We start from the raw sequence: 23,240 nt of genomic DNA on the forward strand, positions 1-23,240 counted from the left end.
GGGCTGGGCTGCGGGTGCCGTACCGCGTGGCCCCGCTCCCCATGTCCGATTCGTTCAAGACCCGGGCCGGTTCGCCTTCCTACGGTGACGGCATGACACCACGATTCGATGTGATCGGCCTCGTCACCTCCGACCTGGCCGCGTCCCTTGCCTTCTACCGCCGTCTCGGACTCGCCTTCCCCGAGGGTGCCGAGGCGCAGCCGCACGTCGAGGCGACGCTGCCCGGCGGGCTGCGGCTCGCCCTGGACACCGAGGCGACCGTGCGTTCCTTCCACTCCGGCTGGCGGCCGTCGACCGGCAGCGGCCGGGTGGGGCTGGCCTTCCGCTGTGACTCCCCCGCCGAGGTGGACGATGTCTACGAGGATCTGGTGGGCGCCGGGTACCACGGTGAACTCAAGCCGTGGGACGCGGTGTGGGGGATGCGGTACGCGGTCGTGCACGACCCGGACGGCAACAGCGTCGACCTGTTCGCGGATCTACCCGCGGGCCAGTAGCTCACCCAGCGGGATCCCCGCCAATTCCCTTACGTCCCGGGACAGATGGGCCTGGTCGGCGAAACCGGCGCGGGACGCCGTCTCCGCGTAGGGCACCCCGGACCGGGCCAGCGTCAGCGCTCGCTGCAACCGCAGCACACGGGCCAGCGTCTTCGGTCCGTAACCGAACGCGGCCAGCGACCGACGGTGCAACTGCCTTGGGTTCAGACCGAGTTCGTCGGCGGTGGCGGCGACCGAGCGGCCGGCGGTGAGCGCCGCGACCACCGCGCGGGGCAGCGGGTCCGGGTCCCGCGTCGGTCCCGCCCGGTCCAGCGCGATCTCCTCCAGTGCGGCCGCGGGATCGGCGGCAGCATCCACGCGGCCGGTGAGCCGGCGCACCTCCCCGGCCGGCCACAGGTCGGCCAGCTCCACGCGACGGTCGCGCAGTTCGTGGGCCGGGACGCCGAGGAAGGCCGGGGCGGCGCCGGGCGGGAAACGGACACCGGCCCAGCGTGCGGGCGGGCCCTCGGGATGGAACGCGTGCGTGTCAGGGCCGGCGACCAGGAGTCTGCCCTCGGTCCACAGCAGGTCCATACAGCCGTCGGGCAGGACCGGCCGCCCGGCGACGGTGGGCGGTGTGCTGGTCCACACGACGGCGCCCGCGAGCCGGGACGCCCGCTCCGCGTACCCGAGGACCGCGGAAGCCTTGCCGGGGGCCGCGGGGTCTTCGTCGACAGCCACGCACGTCAGCCTACGCGCACGCTACGGCGCCTCCGGCGCACCCACGACGACCCCCCGCGCCCCCGTCTCAGGAGCCCCCGTCAGGAGACCGGCCGTGCCCGGTCCACCACCGCGGCCAGGTCCAGGCTGTGCGGCAGAGTGCCGAAGGCGGTGCCCCAGTCACCGCCGAGGCGGGAGGCGCAGAAGGCGTCGGCGACCGCCGGCGGCGCGTACCGGACGAGCAGCGCCCCCTGGAGTACCAGTGCGATCCGCTCCGTCAGGCGGCGTGCCCGCGCCTCGATGCCCTCCAGGTCGGCGAGTTCGGTGAGCAGGTTCTTGATCGCGCCGTCCAGACGGTGGTCCGCGCCGCGCGCCCGGCCGACCTCCTGGAGATAGGCATCGAGGGCCTCCGGTTCACGCTGGAGCGCCCGCAGAACGTCGAGCGACTGGACGTTGCCCGCGCCCTCCCAGATGGAGTTGAGCGGCGACTCCCGCAGCAGCCGGGGCATGCCGGACTCCTCCACGTAGCCGTTGCCGCCGAGGCACTCCGAGGCCTCCGTCACCAGCGGGGTGCAGCGCTTGGTCACCCAGTACTTGGCGGCCGGCACCGCGAGCCGGAGGAGAGCCCGCTCCTGCTCGCTCCCGTCGTCGTACGCCGCCGCGAGCCGCAGCCCCAGCGTCGTCGCGGCCTCCGACTCAAGCGCCAGGTCGGCGAGCACATTGCGCATCAGAGGCTTGTCGACGAGCCTGCCGCCGAACGCCTCCCGGTGGTCGCAGTGATGGATCGCCTGCGCCACGGCCTGCCGCATCAGCGAGGCCGAGCCGAGGACGCAGTCGAGCCTCGTCGCCGCGACCATCTCGATGATGGTGCGCACCCCGCGCCCCTCGTCGCCGACCCGGCGCGCCCAGGTGCCGTCGAACTCGACCTCGCTGGAGGCGTTGGACCGGTTGCCGAGCTTGTCCTTGAGTCGCTGGATCATGAACACGTTCCGGGTGCCGTCCTCCAGCACGCGCGGCACGAGGAAACAGGTGAGGCCGCCTGTCCCCCTGCCGGAAGGGGCTGCCTGCGCCAGAACCAGGAACCCGTCCGACATCGGGGCCGAGCAGAACCACTTGTGGCCCGTCAGCGCGTACGTCCCGTCCTCGGCGAGCGGCTGTGCCACCGTGGTGTTCGCCCGTACGTCGCTGCCGCCCTGCTTCTCGGTCATACCCATGCCGAAGATGGCGCCGGCCTTCTGGGCGGCGGGGCGCAGACCACGGTCGTAGACCATGGAGGTCAGACGGGGCTCCCACTCGGCGGCGAGCGCCGGGTCCGTGCGCAGGGCCGGCACCGCGGCATGGGTCATCGACAACGGACAGCCGGTGCCCGCCTCCACCTGCGTCCAGACCAGGAAGGCGGCCGCGCGGCGCACGTGCCCGCCCGGACGCGACCAGGCCGCGGTCAGCCCCGCACCGACACCCTTGCCCATCAGCCGGTGCCAGGCCGGATGGAACTCGACCTCGTCGATCCGGTTGCCGTAGCGGTCGTGCGTCCGCAGCTTCGGGGGGTTCTCGTTGGCCTGGGCCCCCCACTCCTGCACCTGGGCGGAGCCCGCGCTGCGCCCGAGCCCCGACAGGTCGTCGCGGGCCTCGTCCAGGAGCGCGGGGTCCAGATGCCGTTCGACGGCTTCGACGAGGGCCCGGTCGGCACGGAAGACGTCGTATGCGACCAGCGGCGGAGCCTGATTGGTCACGGTGTGCGTGCTCGCTGCCATGTCTGCGAACTTACCGCTCGGTACGCCATCGGTCACCCCCATCGCCCGGGGTGGGACGCCACGCTCCGCGGGGGCGTGACCTCCGGGACAGAAGTGCCGCCTCGCGGCGGATACCGTAAGGGAGTGCAGTCAGCAGCAAGTGAAACCCCCGAGCGGACGTCCGGCCGCCTCCACCGTGCGCGCGTCCTCTACCGGAACGTCTCCAAGCGCAGGACCGCCTGGCTGTTGCTGAAGGACACGGTCAACTCGTGCATGGAGTACCGCATCCTCGGCCTCGCGGCCGAGGCGGCGTTCTTCACGCTGCTGTCCGTGCCGCCGCTGCTGCTGAGCCTCACCGGACTGCTCGGGTACGTCGACGCCTGGACCGACGCCGACACCATCCACAGCCTGGAGAACAACCTGCTGGAGGCGTCCCGGACGGTCCTGTCCGACCGGGGTGTCACGGAGATCGCCCAGCCGATCCTGCACGACGTGATGAAGGGCGGCCGCCCGGACGTCATCTCCATCGGATTCCTGTTCGCTCTGTGGTCGGGATCGCGGGCGGTGAACGTCTTCATCGACACGATCACGGTGATGTACGGGCTCGACGGCACCCGGGGCATCGTGAAGACGCGGCTGCTCGCGTTCGGTCTGTTCATCGTGGCGTTGCTGATCGGCTCGGTGGCGCTGCCGCTGATGGTCGCGGGTCCGGACGCGATGGTGAAGGTCCTGCCGTGGTCGACGACGGTGGTCCAGGTCCTGTACTGGCCGGTGGTCATCGTCCTGTCGATCGTGTTCCTGACAACGCTGTATCACGTGTCCGTGCCGGTGCGGTCGCAGTGGGTCGAGGACGTGCCCGGGGCACTGGTGGCGCTGGCGATGTGGGTTCTGGGGAGCTTCCTGCTGCGCATCTATCTGACGCACACGGTCGAGGGGCCGACGATCTACGGTTCACTGGCCGCGCCCGTCGCCGTGCTGCTGTGGATCGGGGTGTCGGCCTTCGCGGTGCTCGTCGGCGCGGCCGTCAACGCGGCGATCGACCGGGTGTGGCCGGCCGCGGCGACGGCGGCGGCCCGCGCGGCGAACGAGCGGCTGCGACACGAGCAGGCCGCCGAGTACGTGGCCCGGGCGGCGGCCGCCCACGCGGCCGACCCCGACCCCGACGACCCGGACATGCCCGCCGAGTTCCCCGAACGCTGGTCCCGCTTCCTGCCCCCGGAGGATGTCACGTCTCGTCTGCGCGCGCAGACGCGCAGCGCGCGCCCCCAGCCGCAGAACGGGCGGGGGCCCAGGGAGTGAGTGGCGGTCACCTGGGGCCGGTGCGGGCGCGGGGCGCGCACGCCGCCCGCGCGCCCGTCGCCCACCCCGACGCATAGCACCTCGGTCGGGTTAACCCTTCATTTCCCGGGTCTTCGACCGGTCCCGCATCCGTCTGCCGTAGCATCCCTCTCACAGGCCACCCCACCTGCTCCGCGTTCAACATGCGGATCACGAGGAGCAGTTGGCCGACGCCAGGAGGTCGTATGAAGCACCGTGGCAGGCACCGTCGCAGGCGCAGGGGCCGCGCACTGCGGGCCACGCTGGCCGCGACCGCGCTGGCACTCACCGGCGCCGCCACGTTGATCAGCACCTCGCAGGCCGCGGGCGGGGACAATCCGGGGGGCCTGACCCGCATCACCGCCCCGGACCGGATCGCGCAGTTCCGCCTGCACGAGAACCTCACAGACCGCGGCACCCTCGACACGCTCACCCGCTCGCTCGGCGGCAGCGTCGGTGTTCACGACGTCCTCGCGTCCGCCGACCGCACCATGCGCGACCAGTCCGCCTGCGACACTTCCGAGACGTCCGCACTCCCCCTCAGGCCGACGGCCACGCGCGCCTACTGCTGGGACCAGGACGACGCGACCACCACGCGGTGGGTGCCCCGGTCCGTCACCACTTCCGGCGACGCCACCGACGACGGCCGCTGGGGCGGCGACCGGGTCATCCTGTCGGGCTGGACGCACGACGACCGCCACTCCGGCGGCCCGGCCGCCGACCGTGGCCTGGCCCGGATCGCCTTCATCGACGCCAACGACCCGGCCCGCCTCTCCTACCGCTGGGTCCTGCTGGTCGCCCCGCGCGCCGACGGCAAGGACTTCACACCCGTCCGCTCCCGTATGTCCGGCATGGTCTGGTACCGGGACAGACTGATCGTCACTGCCCGCGACTCCCTGCTGGTCTTCGACCTGCGCCGCATCCTGAGGACGAACGTCGACAGCACCGCGGTCGGCCGGGTCAAGGGCGGCTACGCGGCACACGGCAACCAGTACGTGTTGCCGGCGATCGGCTCCTACCGTCCGGTCGGGGGCCCCTGTTCGAGGACCGACGACCGAGCGGTCCCCTGCTTCTCCGCCCTCTCGCTCGACCGCACCTCGACCCCGGGCAGCCTGGTCGCGGGTGAGCGGCCGCACCGCGGGAGTACCAGCCGGGCGGCCCGCGTCTGGCGCTACGCGTACAGCACCACGCCGGGCCGCGGCGGCCTGCTGGCCACGGACGCGCGCGGCGACGTCCAAGCGACCGAGGCGTACGAGACAGAGGCGTCCGAGGTGCGCGGCGTGCTCTCGCACCGGCGCGAGCCGGCGGGGCGGGCGGACTGGTACGTCGACCGGACACCGTCCGTCGACAGCCGGCCCGGCACGCTCTGGCGGCAGAACACATCGGGGGCGAAGGCGGCGACATGCGCGGCCGACGAGACGTACGCCTGCTGGGGTCGGCGCACCGCGTCCCTTTCGTACTGGCAGCAGACGGGCGAGTTGTGGACGCTGACCGAGGGCACGGTGAACGGGGACGAGGAGCAGTCCGGTCCAGCCGGCGGGCGGGTGCTGTACGCGGTTCCACTGGCCTCCGTGGACGACGCCCTGGAGTAGGGCACGAGCAGGAGATCTGAACGCAGGCGCCGTACCACGGGCGGTGTCTCCGGGTGGCACCGGGACTCCTTTGTCGTACCGCGCGGCCGCGTGATTCCCTGACCGCATGAGCACCCTGATCGTGACCACGTGGTCCCTGGAGCAGACGTCCCCGGCCGATCTGCGGCCCGCCGCTACCCCCGACGGCGATGTCCGCATCGTCCGCGCGCAGGAGCCGTCGCCGGAGTTCAGCCGCTTCCTGTACGCGTCGGTGGGTGGCGACATCCGCTGGACCGACCGGCTGGGCTGGTCGTACCCGCGCTGGCAGGAGTACCTGAACCGGCCGGGTGTGGAGACCTGGGTGGCCTATGACCGGGGCACGCCGGCGGGGTATGTGGAGCTGGAACCGCAGGACGACGGGGTCGTGGAGATCGTCTACTTCGGGCTCATCCAGGCCTTCCGCGGGCGGCGGATCGGTGGGCACCTGCTGTCGTACGGGGCCGCCCGCGCATGGGACCTCGCGGACCGCTGGCCTGGACGGGCGGAGACGAAGCGGGTGTGGCTGCACACGTGCAGCAAGGACGGCGAGCACGCCATGGCCAACTACCAGCGTCGCGGCTTCCAACTGTTCGACACCAAGGTCGAGGAGGAACCGGCGGTCGCCACACCGGGGCCCTGGCCGGGCGCCCACGACCACTGAACCACCTGGAGGCGCCTGCCCCGGGACGTACGACCGACGACACCCTTGTTCCGCACTCCGGGACAAAGGTGTCCGCATTTTGGATGAAGCTGGACTGCGCCCAGATCGCCGTGCCACGCTTCCGTCATGTCCGCAGCTGGAGTTGCCTTGGTGAGTCGACGGCACGTCGATCTCGTCCGCACGTCCAGCGCCGTCTGTCCGGCGAGCTGAGAGTCCCCAGCCAGCTCCCGCCCCCTCTTCCCACTCTCGCGCAATGACGACGCGTGCCTCTTGTCATATGCCCGTATGCGCAGGTCAGAGCCGCTCCCTCAAGTAGGTCAGAGCCTCCCGCCCATCGCTGCCTAAAGGACGTACCCCACCATGGCCGCCACCTCGCAGAACCCCGCCATGCCCCGCCACAAGGTGAGCCGTCACCGCGGCGAGGGGCAGTGGGCCTTGGGTCACTTCACCCCACTCAACGGCAACGAACAGTTCAAGAAGGAAGACGACGGTCTCAATGTGCGGACGCGCATCGAGACGATCTACTCCCAGCGGGGTTTCGACTCGATCGACCCCAACGACCTGCGCGGCCGGATGCGCTGGTGGGGCCTGTACACCCAGCGCAAGCCCGGGATCGACGGCGGCAAGACCGCGATCCTGGGGCCGGAGGAACTGGACGACACCTACTTCATGCTGCGCGTCCGTATCGACGGCGGCCGACTCACCACACGGCAGTTGCGCGTCATCGGCGAGATCTCACAGGAGTTCGCACGCGGCACCGCCGACATCACCGACCGGCAGAACATCCAGTACCACTGGATCCGGATCGAGGACGTGCCGGAGATCTGGAACCGCTTGGAGGCCGTCGGGTTGTCCACCACCGAGGCCTGCGGCGACACGCCCCGCGTGCTCCTCGGCTCGCCCGTCGCCGGTATCGCCGAGGACGAGATCCTCGACGGCACCCCCGCCATCGAGGAGATCCACCGCAGGGTCATCGGCAACCCGGCGTACTCGAACCTGCCCCGGAAGTTCAAGACCGCGATCTCCGGTTCGCCCCTGCTGGACGTGGCGCACGAGATCAACGACGTGGCCTTCGTCGGCGTGCGCCACCCCGAGCACGGGCCCGGCTTCGACCTGTGGGTCGGCGGCGGCCTGTCCACCAACCCGAAACTCGGGCAGCGGCTCGGCGCCTGGGTACCGCTCGACGATGTCCCCGACGTCTTCGAGGGCGTCATCTCCCTCTTCCGCGACCACGGTTATCGACGGCTGCGCAACCGCGCCCGACTGAAGTTCCTCGTCGCCGACTGGGGGGCCGAGAAGTTCCGCCGGGTCCTGGAGGAGGAGTACCTGAAGCGCACGCTGGTCGACGGTCCGGCGCCCGCGCAGCCCGTGGGGCGCTGGCGCGACCACGTCGGCGTGCACCGGCAGCGGGACGGCCGCTTCTACATCGGCTTCGCGCCGCGCGTGGGCCGCATCGACGGCAGCACACTGACGAAGATCGCGGACCTCGCCGAGGCGCACGGCTCGGGCCGGGTCCGTACGACCGCCGAGCAGAAGATGATCGTGCTGGACGTGGCGGAGTCGAAGGTCGGCTCGCTCGTCGAGGGCCTTGAGGCCCTCGACCTCACCGTGAAGCCCTCCCCCTTCCGGCGCGGCACCATGGCTTGCACCGGCATCGAGTACTGCAAGCTGGCCATCGTCGAGACCAAGGCTCGCGGCTCCTCACTGATCGACGAACTGGAGCGCCGCATCCCGGACTTCGACGAGCCGATCACCATCAACCTCAACGGCTGCCCGAACGCCTGCGCCCGTGTCCAGGTCGCGGACATTGGTCTCAAGGGGCAACTGGTCCTCGACGACAAGGGCGAGCAGGTCGAGGGGTTCCAGGTGCACCTCGGCGGCGCGCTCGGCCTGGAGGCGGGCCTCGGCCGCAAGGTCCGCGGTCTGAAGGTCACTTCGCAGGAGCTGCCGGCCTACATCGAGCGCGTCCTCGGGCGGTTCCAGGCGGAACGCGAGGAGGGCGAGCGGTTCGCCGCCTGGGCCGCGCGCGCAAGTGAGGAGGCCCTGTCGTGAGCGAGCGGGCCGCCCCCTTCTACTGCCCCTACTGCGGCGAAGAAGACCTGCTCCCCAGCGAAGCCGAGAGTGCGGGAGGAGCGTGGGAATGCGGAGCGTGCAACCGAGCCTTCCGGCTGAGGTTCCTGGGCCTGCTGGCCCGGGGACTCGGACGAGCCGACAGCGGAGAGGAACACACATGACCGCCACTCAGGAAGATGCCTCGCGCGGCCTGTTGAGGGAGCTTGCCGAACAGGCCGGCCGTGACCTGGAGGACGCCTCCGCACCGGAGATCCTCCAGTGGGCCGCCGCCACGTTCGGCAGGCGCTGGTGTGTGACCTCCTCCATGGAGGACGCGGTGGTCGCCCACCTCGCCTCCCGTGCGATGCCCGGCGTGGACGTCGTCTTCCTCGACACGGGCTACCACTTCCCGGAGACCCTCGGCACCCGCGACGCGGTCGAGGCCGTGATGGACGTCAACGTCATCACACTCACCCCGCGCCGAACGGTCGCCGAGCAGGACGCCGAGTACGGTCCCCGGCTGCACGACCGTGACCCCGACCTGTGCTGCGGGATGCGCAAGGTCCAGCCCCTCGAGGAGGGGCTGAAGGGCTATGACGCCTGGGTGACCGGGATGCGCCGCGACGACGGGCCGACCCGGGTGGACACCCCGGTCGTCGGCTGGGACGCCAAGCGCGGAAAGGTCAAGATCTCGCCGATCGCCCGCTGGACCCGGGACGACGTGGACGCGTACGTCGCCGAGCACGGTGTCCTCACCAACCCGCTGCTGACGGACGGCTATCCCTCCATCGGCTGTGCCCCCTGCACTCGCAGGGTGCTTCAGGGCGAGGACGCGCGCGCCGGCCGCTGGGCGGGCCGCGCCAAGACCGAGTGCGGGCTGCACGGCTGACGTCGACCGTGATTTCGCTGGACGTTCATGCGCTGCTGAGTGAAAGGAAACCAGCATGACGACCGTCGCCACGGCGGAGGAGGGCACGGACAGCCCGTACGCGCTGTCCCATCTGGACGCCCTCGAATCCGAGGCCGTCCACATCATCCGCGAGGTGGCGGGTGAGTTCGAGCGGCCGGTGATCCTCTTCTCCGGCGGCAAGGACTCGATCGTCATGGTGCACCTGGCGCTGAAGGCCTTTGCGCCCGCTTCGGTGCCCTTCTCGCTCTTGCATGTGGACACAGGACACAACTTCCCCGAGGTGCTGGAGTACCGCGACCATGTGGTGGCGACACACGGCCTGCGCCTCCATGTGGCTTCCGTACAGGACTACATCGACCGTGGTGTGCTCAAGGAGCGTCCCGACGGCACCCGCAATCCCCTGCAGACCCTCCCGCTGACAGAGAAGATCCGGTCCGAGCGGTTCGACGCCGTCTTCGGCGGCGGGCGCCGGGACGAGGAGAAGGCCCGCGCCAAGGAGCGCGTCTTCTCCCTGCGCGACGAGTTCTCGCAGTGGGACCCGCGCCGCCAGCGCCCCGAACTGTGGCAGTTGTACAACGGCCGCCACGCACCCGGCGAGCACGTCCGTGTCTTCCCGCTGTCCAACTGGACCGAACTGGACGTGTGGCAGTACATCGCCCGGGAGGACATCGAGCTTCCCGGAATCTACTTCGCCCACGAGCGGGAGGTCTTCCAGCGGTCCGGCATGTGGCTGACCGCGGGCGAGTGGGGTGGCCCGAAGGAGGGCGAGAGGGCCGAGAGGCGTCTTGTGCGCTACCGCACCGTCGGTGACATGTCGTGCACCGGCGCCGTCGAATCCGACGCGGTGACGCTGGACCAGGTCATCGCGGAGATCGCCGCGTCCCGGCTGACCGAGCGCGGTGCCACCCGCGCCGACGACAAGCTCTCCGAGGCCGCCATGGAGGACCGCAAGCGCGAGGGGTACTTCTGACCATGACCACGACCATGACCACGGAACTGTCCGCCACCACTCTCCTGCGGTTCGCCACCGCCGGCTCGGTCGACGACGGCAAGTCCACGCTCGTCGGCCGCCTGCTGCACGACTCCAAGTCGGTCCTCGCCGACCAGTTGGAGGCCGTGGAGCGCGCCTCCGCGAGCCGCGGCCGGGTCGGCCCCGATCTGGCCCTCCTCACCGACGGACTGCGTGCGGAGCGCGAGCAGGGCATCACCATCGACGTGGCCTACCGCTACTTCGCCACGCCGCGACGCCGGTTCATCCTCGCCGACACGCCCGGCCATGTGCAGTACACCCGCAACATGGTCACGGGCGCTTCCACTGCCGAGCTGACCGTGATCCTGGTCGACGCGCGCCACGGCGTCGTCGAGCAGACCCGCCGTCACGCGGCGATCGCGGCCCTGCTGCGCGTTCCGCACGTCGTTCTCGCCGTGAACAAGATGGACCTCGTCGACTACCAGGAGTCCGTCTTCGCGGCGATCGCCGGGGAGTTCACGGCGTACGCGGCCGAACTGGGCATCCCGGAGGTCACCGCGATCCCGATCTCGGCACTGGCCGGTGACAACGTCGTGGAGCCCTCCGCGACCATGAACTGGTACGGCGGCCCGACCGTCCTGGAGCACCTGGAGACCGTGCCCGTCAGTCACGACCTGGCGCACTGCCACGCGCGGCTGCCCGTGCAGTACGTGATCCGCCCGCAGAGTGCCGAGCACCCGGACTACCGGGGTTACGCCGGCCAGATCGCGGCCGGTACCTTCCGGGTCGGGGAACAGGTCACGGTCCTGCCGGCCGGCCGTACGACGAGGATCTCCGGCATCGACCTGCTGGGCAGGCCGGTCGACGTGGCATGGACGCCGCAGTCGGTGACGCTCCTGCTGGAGGACGACATCGACATCGCGCGTGGCGACCTGATCGTGCCGAGCAAGGACACCCCCACGACCACGCGGGACATCGAGGCGACGGTCTGCCATGTCGCCGACCGGCCGCTGGCCGTCGGGCACCGTGTGCTGCTCAAGCACGGCACCCGCACGGTCAAGGCGATCGTCAAGGACATCCCGTCCCGACTCGCCCTCGACGACCTGTCCCCGCACCCGCATCCGGGGGAGCTCGCCGCCAACGACATCGGGCGGGTGAAGGTGCGTACCGCCGAGCCGTTGCCGATGGACGCCTACGCGGACTCCCGCCGCACCGGCTCGTTCATCCTGATCGACCCGGCCGACGGCACCACGCTCACCGCGGGCATGGCCGGCGATTCGTTCGTCTCGCCTGAGCCGGTGACGGCCGAGGCCGTGGAGAACGGGTGGGACTTCTGACATGACCCCCATCGACGTCTACTCGACGTTCGCGAAGGAGGGCGGCCGCGTCGGCAGTGGGGCTCTCGGCAGCGGGCAGGGCGGAGTGGCGCGATGTGCGCGATGACGCACGCGCGCTTCCCGCGCGCCGGGGAAGTGCCCCCTCCCCGGAAGCGACGAAGACCCTTTGCCGATCTCCCGGCCACGACCTGAGAGACCGTGACCGCCGGGCCAACGAGAGGACCGCCTCCCGTGCCTGCCAACCTCCCCCTTTTCCGGCTGCGCAGCGGCATGGCCGCGCTCACCGTGCTTCCCCTGCTCACTCTCACCGCTTGCGGTTACGGGTCCCGGGCCGAGGACGACACGTCCCGCCAGCGGGTCGCCGCCGGGGCCGAGAAGATCGACGGACTCAATGCCGTGAAGATCGGCTACTTCGGCAACCTCACCCACGCCACCGCGCTCGTGGGCGTCCAGAAGGGCTTCTTCCAGAAGTCGCTCGGCGCCACGCGGGCCAGGTACCAGATCTTCAACGCCGGCCCGTCCGAGATCGAGGCCCTCACCTCCGGTTCCATCGACATCGGCTGGATCGGCCCCTCCCCTGCGATCAACAGCTACACCAGGTCCGACGGCAAGAGCCTGCGCATCATCGGTGGTTCGGCCGCCGGTGGTGTGAAGCTGGTCGTCAATCCGAAGAGGATCACATCCCTGAAGGACGTCAAGGGAAAGAAGATCGCGACGCCCCAGCTCGGCAACACTCAGGACGTGGCGTTCCTCAACTGGATCGCGGATCAGGGCTGGAAGGTCGACGCGCTGAGCGGAAAGGGCGACGTCTCGGTCGTCCGCACCGACAACAAGGTCACGCCGGACGCCTACAAGTCCGGTTCCATCGACGGCGCGTGGGTACCGGAGCCGACCGCGTCCAAGCTGGTCGCCGAGGGCGGCAAGGTCCTGCTCGACGAGTCCACGCTGTGGCCGGACAACAAGTTCGTGATCACGAACATCATCGTGTCCCAGACATTCCTCAAGGAACACCCGAAAGCCGTCGAGGCCGTGCTGAAGGCCTCGGTCGAGACCAACAAGTGGATCAACGCCAACCCCGACGAGGCCAGGGCGGCGGCGAACAGGCAACTGAAGGCCGACTCCGGCAAGGCGCTGCCGGCGAACGTCCTCGACCCCGCGTGGAAGTCCATCCAGATCACCGATGACCCGCTGGCCTCCACCCTGAACACCGAGGCGCGGCACGCGGTCAGGGCCGGGCTGCTGAAGAACCCGAAGCTGGACGGCATCTACGACCTCACGATCCTCGACAAGGTCCTCAAGGCCACGGGCGAGAGCCCGGTCAGCGACGCCGGTCTCGGCGTCAGGTAGGTCCCGTCCCGATGAGTTCCCAGGAGGTGACGACCATGGCCATGACTTACGCCAAGGCCGCCGAGGCGGTCGAGTACGCGGCTCGCCTCGAACATGTCTCGAAGTCATTCACGGGGCCGGGCGGGCAGCAGCTCGTCCTGGACGACATCAGCATCGACGTCGCGCCGGGCGAGTTCGTCACCCTCCTGGGGGCCTCGGGCTGCGGCAAGTCGACGCTGCTCAATCTGGTCGCAGGGCTCGACGAGCCCAGCGCGGGGTCCATCACGACGGACGGCCGCCCGGCCCTGATGTTCCAGGAACACGCCCTCTTCCCGTGGCTGACCGCGGGCAAGAACATCGAACTGGCCTTGCGCCTTGGGGGCGTTCCCCCGTCCGAGCGACGGGGCCGGGCCGAGGAGTTGCTCGAACTCGTCCGTCTGCGGGGCGCGTACGGCAAGCGGGTGCACGAGCTGTCCGGCGGTATGCGGCAGCGCGTCGCCCTGGCGCGGGCGCTCGCGCAGGACAGCCGGCTTCTCCTGATGGACGAGCCGTTCGCGGCGCTCGATGCCATCACCCGGGACGTGCTGCACGAGGAGCTGACCCGGATCTGGGCTGAGACAGGGCTGTCGGTGCTGTTCGTCACGCACAACGTGCGCGAGGCGGTACGGCTCGCGCAGCGCGTGGTGCTGCTGTCCTCCCGCCCCGGCCGGGTGGCCCGCGAGTGGACGGTGGACATCCCGCAGCCGCGCCGCATCGAGGACGCACCGGTGGCCGAACTGTCCCTGAAGATCACGGAAGTACTGCGTGGGGAGATCCGCCGTCATGGCCGGTACTGAGACGAAGACGACGCCGGTCGCCGAACCGGGCAGTCCTGTGGCGGGCCTGGACGCCCTGGAGGTCCCTGCCACCGGCCGCCCGCCACTGCGGCGGACCCTCACCCACAAGGTCCTGCCGCCATTGGTAGCGATCGCCCTGATCCTGGTGGTCTGGCAGGCCCTGATCTCCCTGAAGATCGTCGACGACCCGGCGAAACTGCCTTCGCCCGCCGACGTGGGGAACGAGTTCAAGGACGCCTGGCTGCAGGGCAGGCTTCTCGGCTACATATGGAGCAGTGTCTCGCGCGGCCTGCTGGGCTTCCTGTTCGCGCTCGCCATCGGCACCCCACTGGGGCTGCTGGTGGCCCGCGTGACGTTCGTGCGCGCGGCCATCGGGCCGGTCCTGTCCGGTCTGCAGTCGCTGCCGTCGGTGGCGTGGGTGCCGCCGGCCGTGATCTGGCTGGGCCTGAACAACTCGATGATGTACGCGGTGATCCTCCTCGGCGCGGTTCCCTCGATCGCCGGCGGCCTGGTCTCCGGCATCAATCAGGTGCCTCCGCTGTTCCTGCGGGCCGGCCGCACGATGGGCGCGACGGGGCTGCGGGGCGCCTGGCACATCGTCCTGCCGGCCGCACTGCCGGCCTATCTGGCAGGTCTGAAGCAGGGCTGGGCGTTCTCCTGGCGCTCACTGATGGCGGCGGAGATCATCGCTTCGTCGCCGGACCTCGGCATCGGGCTCGGCGCGCTGCTGGAGAACGGCCGCAACGCCAGCTCGATGCCCATGGTCTTCGAGGCCATTCTCCTCATCCTGTTCGTCGGCGTCGCCATCGACCTGCTGATCTTCAGCCCGTTGGAGCGGCGTGTGCTGCGCGGCCGCGGCCTGCTGGTGAAGAGCTGAAGTCCCGTGTATCCCACGCCGGTTCTTCTTGTCATCGCCCACGGCAGCCGTGACCCGCGGCATGCGGCGACCGTCCACGCCCTGGTGCGACGAGTACGGTCGCTGCGGCCGGGGCTGCGTGTCGAGACCGGTTTCCTCGACTTCAACCTCCCGTCGGCGCACGGGGTGTTGGAGTCACTGGAGGCGCTAGGATCACAGGACGTCGTAGCCCTGCCCCTGCTGCTGACCCGTGCCTTCCACGCCAAGGCGGACATCCCGGCTGTCCTGCGGGACGCCCCGCCACAGCTGCGGATCCGGCAGGCCGACGTGCTCGGCCCGTCTCCGCTGTTGCTCCAGGCGCTGGAGCGGCGTTTGTACGAGGCGGGGTTGACGCCCGCTGACAGGTCCTCGACCGGGGTCGTCCTGGCCTCGGCGGGGTCCACCGACCCGGAGGCGAGCGCAGTGATCGCTGACATCGCGCGGGAGTGGCGGAACACCGGTTGGTGCGCCGTGCGGCCTGCGTTCGCCTCCGCTGTTTCTCCCGCGGGGTTCTCGCGTACCGAGGACGCGGTGCGCGAGCTGCGGGCGCTCGGGTGCGAACGGGTCGCCGTCGCCCCCTATGTCATCGCCCCGGGCCGACTGCCGGACCGTATCGCCCAGGGGGCCGCGGCGGCGGACGTACTGGCCGAGCCGCTGGGCCCGGCTCCGGAGGTGGCACGGCTGCTGCTGGAGCGGTACGACACGGCGCGAGCGTTGATGTCTCGTAGCCCGGCACCGTCCCCGCGTACGGTCCGGCCGACGGCAGCCGCCCGCAGCGGCTGACAACCGGGTCCGTCCGCCATGTGATCCGGTAGCGTCAGCAGGCGACGCCGGGGCGGGGACCGGGACTCCGGCGCCAGCGTCAACTGGACTGCGCGGGAGACCAACGCGCCCTTGTGGCCGCACAGCGTGCTCGACTATCTGAGGCACCCCACCGTCACCGAGGCCATCCTGGCGCGCTGACCGGGGTACCCGCCCCGTCCTCGATCGAAGCGGCCCGCGCGGCGCCATCGAAGTGCGGTCGGCGGCGCGCCGCGCGGGATTGTCTCGGCACCCCGCCGGCGCGTCACCACTTCACTGTGTCATCGCGGTCTGCCTCGGGTCGCGGCCGCTCGCGGCCAGCGCACGCTCGAAGACCGGTGCGTCAGCGGGGACGGCGACCGGGGCGGCGAAGCCGTCGTACTGGCGGTAGATGTCGCCGTGGGTCTCGACGACGTCCAGGACGAGCCGGGCGGCTCCCTCGGAGACACGGAACTCCTGGCCGGTGGCCACTGCCACGTCCCACCCGTGGACCGCCATCTCCTTGACGATCATCGCCGCAAGCTCGGCCGCGGGCATCTTCGCCATGCCCAGGTCGATCTCGCCCTCCCACACGGCGGGGTCGTCCCAGGCGGCGACGGCACGGTCGAGCTGGTCGGCGTACGCCTGCGCCCAGCCCTGGTCCGCGGTGAAGTCGCGTGCGGTCAGCTCCTCGGGGAGCGTCGTGCGACGGGCGCGGTGCTCCATGCCGTGGGAGGTGTAGAGGACCCAGTGGTTCACCAGGGCCCGGACGTCCCATTCGGGGCAGTGAGTGGGCTGGGACAGGTGCTCCGCCATGACGCCACGGGCCACGCGGGCGGCTTCGGCGGCGCATTCGACCATGTAGGGGTGCACGTTCTTGTACGCATCGCTCATGCCTCCACGCTAGTGACGGCCGGCCGGTTCCTCTTGAACAAACGCGACAGCCCCCTCGGCGGCCGCAACCGCCTCGTCCGCCAGCCGCACCAACTCCGCCACCGGCAGCGACCCGGCCGCCCGCCGCTCCCGGGCGAACGTGGTGGCGAGCCGTTGCAGCAGCTCGTTCAGGGGGGTCGCTACGCCGTGCAGTCGGCCCAGCAGGACGATCTCGCCGTTGAGGTAGTCGGCCTCGATCGTGCCGGTGCCCCGGGCGAGGGACTGCCAGGAGGAGCCGCCGCCCCGCTCGACCCGCTCCAGCGGTACCAGCCGCACCTTGTCGCCACGCGCCTCCCGCTGTTCCTCCTCGCTCGCGTGCGGGATCCCGGCAGCCCGCAGCACCGACTCCCCCTCGGCCCGCACGCGTGCGTACAGCCGCCGCGACTCCTCGTCGGCGATCGGCCCGCTGACCGCCTCGACAGCGTTGGCGAGGTTGCCGAGCAGCTTGGCGTACTGCCAGCGCGCCACGTCCGGCACGACCGGCGCCTCGAATCGCGCCTCCTCCAGGTCCGCGGAGATCCTGCGCACGGTCTCGTCGACGCCGAACGGATGGCGGCCGAGGTGCAGGACTCCGGTGAGCGGCGTGCCGGCCGCGGAGACGACACCCGGTTCGACGAACGTGGACGGCAACCAGACGCAGACGCCGTACACACGACGGAAACGGCGCAGGGCGAGCCGCTGGCTCTCGACGCCGTTCTGCGCGCAGAGCACCGGCAGTTGTTCGGCGGCCGTGCCGCCGCCCGCAACGGGCGCGGTACCCCAGGTGTCCAGCGCGGCCTCGCTGTCCTGTGTCTTGACGGCGAGTACGAGAACGTCATCGGGCCTCAACTCCCCCGGCGCGTCGAGCCCGTCGACGACCGGCAGCCGATGGATGTGCTCGCCGTCCGGGGCGTGGAAGCGCAGCCCGCCCTCGCGCAACGCCGTGTACTGCGCGCCCCGCGCGACCAGGACCACCTCGTGCCCCGCCCCGGCGAGCCGCGCGCCGATCGCTCCGCCAACTGCCCCTGCTCCGATGATGATGTAGCGCATACCGGCGAGCCTCGCACAGAAGACGGGCGTGTGATCGCTGGACCTTGCCCTTGGGGGAGAGTGGAGCGTCCAGGGCATGGACACGTACCTGGACCCCTACCTGTCACAGAGCCCGTACAGCGACCCCGGTGACCTGGACACCAGCGAACTGCCACAGGACCCGAACGAACTCGCCCACCTTGTACGCGGCTTGATCATCCACCGGCTCGAGGGCCCCCTCTTCGGACACACCATCTCCGAAGTACGCCTGCACCAGGGTCTGTACGGTCAACGGTGGATCTTCGAACAGGAAATGACACCTGATGACAGACGCGATCGTCTCGGCTGATGCTGTGGAGGAAGTGGCTCCTGCCGGGGCGCGGGATGCGCTGGACGACCAGTTGATCAGTCAGCTGGTGGACCGGGCGAAGGCCGACGGTATCCAGCTGACCGGCGATTGAAGGCCGCCCTCAACGCCTTCGAGATCACCTTGACGGCCGGCTCTCCGCCGCCCGCCGCTGAACTCCTAACAACCCCAGAAACACCGTTCACTGGACAGGCCCTCTTCTGGGGCAGAAGCTTGGCTGATCCCACCACCAGTCAGGAGCCACGATGCCCCGAGCCCCTTTTCAAGTCCTTGTCGTTCCTTTCCGCCGGGTCGGGGCCAGGTCGAATTCGCTGCGCTGCAACGCAAGGACATGAATGTGTGGCAGGTTGTGGCCGGTGGTGGCGAGGCCGGCGAGACTCCGCAGCAGGCCGCCGTACGCGAGGCCCGTGAAGAACTCGGACTCGACCAGCCGATACCGCTGTACCCACTGCAGACCAGGGCCAGCATTCCGGCGCTGTTCTTCGCTGCGGTCGGGCCGGGCATCACGGGGCGTCCCTCGTTTTTATTGAGTCTTCGTACCCCTGACTCCAGCATGGACGAGGAAGGCTGGGCTCAGCCTCGTCAGCAGTGGCAACCCGGACTCCGCGAATCGACTGCTGCCCAAGGGATGGTCGGACATCCTCCTGATCACGTCTCCAGACATCGGCAGTCACTGAGGAGCGGTCAGAGCACTCGGCCGCTCTCGGGACACAAAAGTCCGTTGAAGCAGGAGAGTTGATAACCGGAGGGTAATCGAACGGGCAGACGGCTCGACCCGCGCGCTCTGCCCTGGAGCTGAGAAGCCATGTGCTGCGGCCCGCCGTCCAGCCCTCGACCGTTCGATGGTGCCTCGACGGCGGGTTTCTACTCAGGAACCGGTCAACTCCTCCAGTCTGACCACCGTGTTCCAGTTGCGGGTGGTAGCGACCACGCCCTTGTTCAGCCGAGGCTTCGCGAGGTGCTCGGCGAGCTTGGACCGGCCGAGGCCGTCGGGGGCGTAGAGGTAGAGCGCACGCTCGCCCAGCCGGTACTCCTCCGGCAGGTACCCGGCCTGGTCGATCTCCGCGAACCGCACAGCGTCCACCGGTGCGGAGAAGTACGTGACGTGCAGTTGCCTGCCCTCCAGTTCGTCGGCCGGGAACGGACAGGCGTCCCGTACGGCCTTCAGATACGCGTGGTCGCGGACGAGCACGTCGACGGTGAAGCCGAAGTGCTCCTCGATCGCCCGGCTCAGTTCCGCCGCAAGAGTCTCCTCATCGCCACCGTCGGCGGTGAAGACCGCGTTGCCGCTCTGCAGGTAGGTGGTCACGCCCGTGTGCCCGAGCCCGGTCAGCAGGGTGCGCAGTCGCGCCATGGGCAGCTTCCGGTGACCGCCCACATTGATGCCGCGCAGCAGCGCCGCGTACGTCGTCGTCATCCGCTCACCTTAGAACGGCTGTTGTACCCGTGAGGGTCTGCTTGGCGCCCTCGGCTCAGGGTACGGGGCCCGACCCTGATACCGGTCCCCTGGAACCCCGAGACGATGTAGGGGTCCTGTCCTCCTGGATGGGGAGAGTGGCGGGGGCCGAGGGTATGACATGCGGCGTTCACGATTCACCGACCAGTACGACGAGTCGTGCTTACGCCGCCCCTACCTTCGATACGAACGGTGACGGCAGGGGGTCGTCACCCGTGTACGAGGGGGCAAGCCCGTCATGGCGAGTGGAGAAACACGGGTGCGGGGCATCGCCGCGCGGGCCGGCGGTTGGAGCGCCCGGCACCGATGGGCTGCCGTCGGCATCTGGGTGGTGTTCGTCGTTCTGGCGATGGCCGTCGGCTCGGCGGCCGGCCGGGTCGATGTCAACCACGCCGACCAGCTCAAGGGGGAGACACACACCGCCGCCAAGATCATCGATGAGGCCGGGATCAAGGAGCCGGCGGGCGAGACCGTCCTGATCCAGGCCAAGGACGGCCGGACCACGGCCACGGACGAGAAGTTCCGTGCCTCCGTCACCGCGGTCGTGCGGGCCGTCGAGGGTACCGGCCGGGTGACCGCCGTGACCTCGCCGTACGACACCAAGACCATCTCGAAGGACGGCCGCAGCGCCCTCGTGCAGTTCGACATGCGCGGCGACGCGGACACCGCCGGCGACCGGGTCGAGCCGGTGCTGAAGGCCGTCGCTCAGGTCCAGAAGGAACACCAGGAGCTGCGGATCGAGGAGATCGGCGGCGCCAGCATGCAGAAGACGTTCTCCGACGCGTTCGGCGACGACTTCAAGCAGGCCGAGTACTCCGCGGTGCCGGTGGCGCTCGGCATCCTGCTGATCGCGTTCGGGGCGCTGGTCGCGGCGCTGCTGCCGGTCGCGCTCGCCATCACCGCGATCATCGCGACGATGGGTCTGATGGGCATCGTCAGCCATCTGCAGCCGATGGACGACACCGCCAACTCCGTGATGCTGCTGGTGGGCCTTGCCGTCGGTGTCGACTACTGCCTCTTCTACCTGCGCCGCGAGCGCGAGGAGCGGGCGGCCGGACGCGACCCGGGCACCGCGTTGCGCATCGCGGCCGCGACCAGCGGACGCGCCGTCATCGTCTCCGGCATCACCGTGTGCGTCGCGATGGCGGGCATGCTCTTCACCGGGCTCGCCACCTTCGAGGCGATGGGCCTGGCCTCGCTGATGGTCGTGGCGGTCGCCATGGTCGGTTCGGTGACCGTGCTGCCCGCGCTGCTGTCGCTGCTGGGCGAGCGAGTCGAGAAGGGACGTATCCCGTTCCTGCACCCGGACAAGCGGCGGGCGCGCAATGCCCGGCGGGGTCGCTCCGTCGAGGAAGGCAGCCGCACGTGGCGTGCCGTCCTCAAGGTTGTTCTCGCCAAGCCTGCCGTCTCCCTGGTGGTCGCGGCCGGTGCCCTGCTGGCGATCGCGGCGCCCGCGCTCGGCATGAAGACCCAGAACCTCACCCTGGACCAGGAGTTCGGCGACAAACTGCCCATCGTGGCCACCTACAACCGGGTCAACGACGCCTTCCCCGGCGGCTCCGGTCCGGCCCAGGTCGTCGTCAAGGCGAAGGACATCAACGCCCCCGACGTGAAGGCCGCGCTCACCGCGCTCCGTAGCCAGGCGGTCAGTTCGGGGGCGTCGCGCGGCCCGGTCAACGTCAAGCTGTACGACGCGCAGAACGTCGCCCTGGTGTCCGTACCCCTGGTCGGCGGCTCCGACCAGGACAAGGCGGGCAAGAGCCTTGAGCTGTTGCGCGACAAGGTGCGGCCGGCCACCCTCGGCAAGGTTGAGGGCGTCCAGGCGCCGATCACCGGAGAGGTCGCGGGCTCGCACGACTTCAACGACCAACTCGTCGGATCGGTGGTCCCGGTCTTCGCGTTCGTCGTCGTCTTCGCCTTCCTGCTGATGCTTGTGTCGTTCCGCTCGCTGACGGTCGCGATCACCTCGATCGTGCTGAACCTGCTGTCGGTCGGCGCCGCGTACGGCATCCTGGTCGCCGTCTTCCAGCACGGCTGGGGCGCGTCTCTGGTGGGCGCCCAGGGCGTGGGCGCGATCGTCACCTGGCTGCCGCTGTTCCTCTTCGTCATCCTGTTCGGGCTCTCGATGGACTACCACGTGTTCGTGGTCTCCCGGATCCGTGAGGCGCGCATGCGGGGCCGCACGACAAAGGACGCGATCACGCACGGTGTGGTGACCACCGCGGGTGTCGTCACCAGCGCCGCGGTCATCATGGTCGCCGTCTTCGCGATCTTCGGCACGCTGTCCATGCAGACCATGAAGCAGATGGGTGTGGGCCTCGCCGCCGCGGTCCTCATCGACGCGACGGTCATCCGGGGCGTCCTGCTCCCGGCGGTGATGGCGCTGCTCGGCGAGCGGAACTGGTACCTGCCGAAGTGGCTGCACTGGCTGCCCGACCTCACCCACGACGAGTCGCCCGCGGTGGCACCGCCGCACGTGCCGGAAGGCGAGAAGGTCGGCGTCTGACCTTCCGTTGGTGCGCACATCGTGGCCGGGGGCAAGCGCCCCCGGCCACGACGTCATGTCAGAGCACGGTCACACGTACCCGGCGTCACGGCTTACGCGGGCAGTTCCGCCTCGATCAGGTCCGCGGCCCTCCGGGTGCCGCCCTCCTGCACCAGCTGAGCCTGGATCTCCTTCAAACGGCGCGCCACCTCGGGATCGTCGACGAGTGCCAGCACCGCCTCGCGCAGTGTGCCGGCCGTCGCCTCCTCGCTCGGCACATGACGGGCAACGCCCAGCGACTGGAGCACCTCGGCGTTGCCGAACTGGTCCGCTGCCTGCGGCACCGCGACCATCGGCGTGGCGGTCGCCAGACCTTCCTGGCTGCCGCCCGCCCCGGCGTGCGTGATGAACGCGTCGGCCTGCTTCAGGATGGCGAGCTGCGGCACCCAGTCCCGCACCTCGACGTTGTCCGGCACGGGGCCCAGCTCCGCCGGATCGACGTGCCGGCCGATCTGCAGCACCATGTGCCAGCCCGGCAGCCCGCCGAACGCCTCGACGCACGCGCGGTAGAAGGCCGGCTGCTTGGTGAAGCTTGAGCCGAGGGAGACGAGCAGCACCTTGTCGGTGCCGACCGGTCGCTGCCAGTCGCCCTGCGCCGCACGGTCGCCCTGGCAGGCGCCGACGAAGGTGTACACCTTGTCGTCGACCCGGTCCGCGTGCGGCTGGAGTGCCCTCGGAATCAGCACGAGCGAACGGGCGGGATGGCCGGCGAACCGGTCGGGGTGTTCGGTGATTCCGTTCTCCGCGAGCCAGGCCTCGAAGCGTGCGTAGTACGCCTGTCCGCGCGCGGTCTTCTTGGGCTCGGCCCACATGGGTTCGGCGATCTCCTCTTCATACCCCTTCCAGGCGACGAGATGGGGAGCGAGGGAGATCGCCGGGATGCCCCAGCGGCGGGCGAGGACCCGGGCCGGATAGGAGGCGGTGTCATGCAGCACGAGGTCCGGCTCGTCGCCCTTGTACGCCTCGACGAGCTGCGGGAGAGCCTGGATCGCGTCGTTCAGGAAGGGTTCCACGTTGTCGAGGAGCGTGGTGCCCCAGGCCGCGGGGTCGTCGTCGGGGGACGGCAGCGTCGAGGTGTAGAGGACGGGCTCGGCTCCGGTCTCGGCGACCTTCTCCGCGAACACCGACGGGATCGCGTAGGTGACCCGGTGTCCGCGCGCGACGAGTTCGCGGATCACCTCCAGGCTCGGGTTCACATGGCCGTGCGCGGCGATGGAGAACATGGCGATGTGGGCGGGGTTCGGGGTGGTGGTCATGCCCGCGAGCCTAGGCGAGACGAGACGTCTCGTACAATTCAATTGTGGACGGCCC

Annotated in this window: 23 protein-coding genes and 1 pseudogene; 18 read left to right on the plus strand and 6 right to left on the minus strand. The window is 70.1% G+C overall.

The annotated features are described in order from the left end of the window. Window positions 1-92: 92 nt before the first annotated feature. Entirely contained in the window at window positions 93-494 is a 402-nt protein-coding gene (locus ACWDEX_RS12010; protein WP_450463138.1) for a VOC family protein, read from the plus strand. On the opposite strand, the gene ACWDEX_RS12015 is transcribed toward ACWDEX_RS12010, so the two are convergent. Continuing rightward, window positions 477-1,214 (minus strand): helix-turn-helix domain-containing protein, encoded by a 738-nt coding sequence (locus tag ACWDEX_RS12015; protein WP_450463139.1) that lies wholly within the window; start codon window positions 1,212-1,214, stop codon window positions 477-479. The genes ACWDEX_RS12010 and ACWDEX_RS12015 overlap by 18 nt on opposite strands. Window positions 1,215-1,294: 80 nt before the next feature. Continuing rightward, window positions 1,295-2,947 carry an acyl-CoA dehydrogenase family protein gene (locus tag ACWDEX_RS12020; protein ID WP_450463140.1) on the minus strand — a complete coding sequence of 551 codons (1,653 nt, stop codon included), beginning with the start codon at window positions 2,945-2,947 and terminating at the stop codon, window positions 1,295-1,297. A gap of 123 nt (window positions 2,948-3,070) precedes the next feature. On the opposite strand from ACWDEX_RS12020, the gene ACWDEX_RS12025 reads away from it, so the two are divergent. The 13 genes from ACWDEX_RS12025 (at window position 3,071) to ACWDEX_RS12085 (ending at window position 15,623) form a co-directional block, all read left to right on the plus strand. Then, window positions 3,071-4,225 (plus strand): YihY/virulence factor BrkB family protein, encoded by a 1,155-nt coding sequence (locus tag ACWDEX_RS12025; protein WP_450463141.1) that lies wholly within the window; start codon window positions 3,071-3,073, stop codon window positions 4,223-4,225. 224 nt (window positions 4,226-4,449) lie between these two features. After that, a complete protein-coding gene (locus tag ACWDEX_RS12030) occupies window positions 4,450-5,835 on the plus strand; it encodes a hypothetical protein (RefSeq protein ID WP_450463142.1) in 1,386 nt (461 codons plus the stop codon). A 106-nt stretch (window positions 5,836-5,941) separates the two neighbouring features. Next, entirely contained in the window at window positions 5,942-6,514 is a 573-nt protein-coding gene (locus ACWDEX_RS12035; protein ID WP_450463143.1) for a GNAT family N-acetyltransferase, read from the plus strand. Between the two features lie 126 nt (window positions 6,515-6,640). Then, a complete protein-coding gene (locus ACWDEX_RS12040; protein ID WP_450463278.1) occupies window positions 6,641-6,724 on the plus strand; it encodes a putative leader peptide in 84 nt (27 codons plus the stop codon). 150 nt (window positions 6,725-6,874) lie between these two features. Next, window positions 6,875-8,566 (plus strand): nitrite/sulfite reductase, encoded by a 1,692-nt coding sequence (locus ACWDEX_RS12045; RefSeq protein ID WP_450463144.1) that lies wholly within the window; start codon window positions 6,875-6,877, stop codon window positions 8,564-8,566. After that, window positions 8,563-8,748 carry a hypothetical protein gene (locus ACWDEX_RS12050; RefSeq protein WP_450463145.1) on the plus strand — a complete coding sequence of 62 codons (186 nt, stop codon included), beginning with the start codon at window positions 8,563-8,565 and terminating at the stop codon, window positions 8,746-8,748. Before ACWDEX_RS12045 ends, ACWDEX_RS12050 begins: the two co-directional genes overlap by 4 nt. Beyond that, the gene (locus tag ACWDEX_RS12055; protein WP_450463146.1) at window positions 8,745-9,455 is read left to right on the plus strand and encodes a phosphoadenylyl-sulfate reductase; all 711 of its coding nucleotides are present in this window, start codon (window positions 8,745-8,747) and stop codon (window positions 9,453-9,455) included. The genes ACWDEX_RS12050 and ACWDEX_RS12055 overlap by 4 nt, the downstream gene beginning before the upstream one ends. Window positions 9,456-9,510: 55 nt before the next feature. Continuing rightward, the gene (cysD, locus tag ACWDEX_RS12060; RefSeq protein WP_450463147.1) at window positions 9,511-10,446 is read left to right on the plus strand and encodes a sulfate adenylyltransferase subunit CysD; all 936 of its coding nucleotides are present in this window, start codon (window positions 9,511-9,513) and stop codon (window positions 10,444-10,446) included. Between the two features lie 2 nt (window positions 10,447-10,448). Beyond that, window positions 10,449-11,783 (plus strand): sulfate adenylyltransferase subunit 1, encoded by a 1,335-nt coding sequence (locus ACWDEX_RS12065; protein ID WP_450463148.1) that lies wholly within the window; start codon window positions 10,449-10,451, stop codon window positions 11,781-11,783. A 270-nt stretch (window positions 11,784-12,053) separates the two neighbouring features. Beyond that, window positions 12,054-13,130, plus strand: a complete 1,077-nt coding sequence (locus tag ACWDEX_RS12070) for an aliphatic sulfonate ABC transporter substrate-binding protein (RefSeq protein ID WP_450463279.1) — start codon at window positions 12,054-12,056, stop codon at window positions 13,128-13,130. Between the two features lie 35 nt (window positions 13,131-13,165). Continuing rightward, the gene (locus ACWDEX_RS12075; RefSeq protein WP_450463149.1) at window positions 13,166-13,945 is read left to right on the plus strand and encodes an ABC transporter ATP-binding protein; all 780 of its coding nucleotides are present in this window, start codon (window positions 13,166-13,168) and stop codon (window positions 13,943-13,945) included. After that, complete coding sequence (locus ACWDEX_RS12080; RefSeq protein ID WP_450463150.1) at window positions 13,932-14,822, plus strand: ABC transporter permease; 891 nt, start codon at window positions 13,932-13,934, stop codon at window positions 14,820-14,822. Before ACWDEX_RS12075 ends, ACWDEX_RS12080 begins: the two co-directional genes overlap by 14 nt. A 6-nt stretch (window positions 14,823-14,828) precedes the next feature. Beyond that, window positions 14,829-15,623 (plus strand): sirohydrochlorin chelatase, encoded by a 795-nt coding sequence (locus ACWDEX_RS12085; RefSeq protein WP_450463151.1) that lies wholly within the window; start codon window positions 14,829-14,831, stop codon window positions 15,621-15,623. 291 nt (window positions 15,624-15,914) lie between these two features. Here ACWDEX_RS12085 and ACWDEX_RS12090 read toward each other — a convergent pair whose 3' ends face one another. Both ACWDEX_RS12090 and ACWDEX_RS12095 read right to left on the minus strand, forming a co-directional pair. Beyond that, window positions 15,915-16,514 (minus strand): TIGR03086 family metal-binding protein, encoded by a 600-nt coding sequence (locus ACWDEX_RS12090; RefSeq protein WP_450463152.1) that lies wholly within the window; start codon window positions 16,512-16,514, stop codon window positions 15,915-15,917. Window positions 16,515-16,523: 9 nt separating this feature from the next. Beyond that, on the minus strand, window positions 16,524-17,582 hold the full coding sequence (locus ACWDEX_RS12095; protein WP_450463153.1) for a ketopantoate reductase family protein: 1,059 nt from the start codon (window positions 17,580-17,582) through the stop codon (window positions 16,524-16,526). 76 nt (window positions 17,583-17,658) lie between these two features. Between ACWDEX_RS12095 and ACWDEX_RS12100 the strand changes: the two genes are divergently transcribed. The 3 genes and pseudogenes from ACWDEX_RS12100 (at window position 17,659) to ACWDEX_RS12110 (ending at window position 18,667) form a co-directional block, all read left to right on the plus strand. Beyond that, window positions 17,659-17,910, plus strand: coding sequence for a hypothetical protein (locus ACWDEX_RS12100; protein WP_450463154.1), 252 nt, complete (start codon window positions 17,659-17,661; stop codon window positions 17,908-17,910). Beyond that, window positions 17,885-18,016, plus strand: a pseudogene (locus ACWDEX_RS12105) (IS256 family transposase); the annotation flags it as partial. The gene ACWDEX_RS12100 and the pseudogene ACWDEX_RS12105, both read left to right, overlap by 26 nt. 243 nt (window positions 18,017-18,259) lie before the next feature. Beyond that, window positions 18,260-18,667, plus strand: coding sequence for an NUDIX domain-containing protein (locus ACWDEX_RS12110; protein WP_450463155.1), 408 nt, complete (start codon window positions 18,260-18,262; stop codon window positions 18,665-18,667). A 129-nt stretch (window positions 18,668-18,796) separates the two neighbouring features. Here the strand turns inward: ACWDEX_RS12110 and ACWDEX_RS12115 are convergent, their stop codons facing one another. Then, window positions 18,797-19,345 carry a DUF1697 domain-containing protein gene (locus ACWDEX_RS12115; protein WP_450463156.1) on the minus strand — a complete coding sequence of 183 codons (549 nt, stop codon included), beginning with the start codon at window positions 19,343-19,345 and terminating at the stop codon, window positions 18,797-18,799. A gap of 277 nt (window positions 19,346-19,622) precedes the next feature. Between ACWDEX_RS12115 and ACWDEX_RS12120 the strand changes: the two genes are divergently transcribed. Beyond that, window positions 19,623-21,890, plus strand: coding sequence for an MMPL family transporter (locus tag ACWDEX_RS12120; RefSeq protein ID WP_450463157.1), 2,268 nt, complete (start codon window positions 19,623-19,625; stop codon window positions 21,888-21,890). A gap of 92 nt (window positions 21,891-21,982) precedes the next feature. On the opposite strand, the gene mgt is transcribed toward ACWDEX_RS12120, so the two are convergent. Beyond that, on the minus strand, window positions 21,983-23,185 hold the full coding sequence (mgt, locus tag ACWDEX_RS12125; RefSeq protein WP_450463158.1) for a macrolide-inactivating glycosyltransferase: 1,203 nt from the start codon (window positions 23,183-23,185) through the stop codon (window positions 21,983-21,985). Window positions 23,186-23,240: the final 55 nt, after the last annotated feature.

The sequence above is a fragment of the Streptomyces sp. NPDC001020 genome, assembly GCF_053599115.1.

Coding starts and splice junctions, on each gene's coding strand:
- ACWDEX_RS12010 (WP_450463138.1), top strand. CDS start 93: ATGACACCACGATTCGATGTGATCGGCCTCGTCACCTCCGACCTGGCC.
- ACWDEX_RS12020 (WP_450463140.1), bottom strand. CDS start 2,947: ATGGCAGCGAGCACGCACACCGTGACCAATCAGGCTCCGCCGCTGGTC.
- ACWDEX_RS12030 (WP_450463142.1), top strand. CDS start 4,450: ATGAAGCACCGTGGCAGGCACCGTCGCAGGCGCAGGGGCCGCGCACTG.
- ACWDEX_RS12035 (WP_450463143.1), top strand. CDS start 5,942: ATGAGCACCCTGATCGTGACCACGTGGTCCCTGGAGCAGACGTCCCCG.
- ACWDEX_RS12040 (WP_450463278.1), top strand. CDS start 6,641: ATGTCCGCAGCTGGAGTTGCCTTGGTGAGTCGACGGCACGTCGATCTC.
- ACWDEX_RS12045 (WP_450463144.1), top strand. CDS start 6,875: ATGGCCGCCACCTCGCAGAACCCCGCCATGCCCCGCCACAAGGTGAGC.
- ACWDEX_RS12055 (WP_450463146.1), top strand. CDS start 8,745: ATGACCGCCACTCAGGAAGATGCCTCGCGCGGCCTGTTGAGGGAGCTT.
- cysD (WP_450463147.1), top strand. CDS start 9,511: ATGACGACCGTCGCCACGGCGGAGGAGGGCACGGACAGCCCGTACGCG.
- ACWDEX_RS12065 (WP_450463148.1), top strand. CDS start 10,449: ATGACCACGACCATGACCACGGAACTGTCCGCCACCACTCTCCTGCGG.
- ACWDEX_RS12070 (WP_450463279.1), top strand. CDS start 12,054: ATGGCCGCGCTCACCGTGCTTCCCCTGCTCACTCTCACCGCTTGCGGT.
- ACWDEX_RS12075 (WP_450463149.1), top strand. CDS start 13,166: ATGGCCATGACTTACGCCAAGGCCGCCGAGGCGGTCGAGTACGCGGCT.
- ACWDEX_RS12080 (WP_450463150.1), top strand. CDS start 13,932: ATGGCCGGTACTGAGACGAAGACGACGCCGGTCGCCGAACCGGGCAGT.
- ACWDEX_RS12090 (WP_450463152.1), bottom strand. CDS start 16,514: ATGAGCGATGCGTACAAGAACGTGCACCCCTACATGGTCGAATGCGCC.
- ACWDEX_RS12095 (WP_450463153.1), bottom strand. CDS start 17,582: ATGCGCTACATCATCATCGGAGCAGGGGCAGTTGGCGGAGCGATCGGC.
- ACWDEX_RS12100 (WP_450463154.1), top strand. CDS start 17,659: ATGGACACGTACCTGGACCCCTACCTGTCACAGAGCCCGTACAGCGAC.
- ACWDEX_RS12110 (WP_450463155.1), top strand. CDS start 18,260: ATGAATGTGTGGCAGGTTGTGGCCGGTGGTGGCGAGGCCGGCGAGACT.
- ACWDEX_RS12115 (WP_450463156.1), bottom strand. CDS start 19,345: ATGACGACGACGTACGCGGCGCTGCTGCGCGGCATCAATGTGGGCGGT.
- ACWDEX_RS12120 (WP_450463157.1), top strand. CDS start 19,623: ATGGCGAGTGGAGAAACACGGGTGCGGGGCATCGCCGCGCGGGCCGGC.
- mgt (WP_450463158.1), bottom strand. CDS start 23,185: ATGACCACCACCCCGAACCCCGCCCACATCGCCATGTTCTCCATCGCC.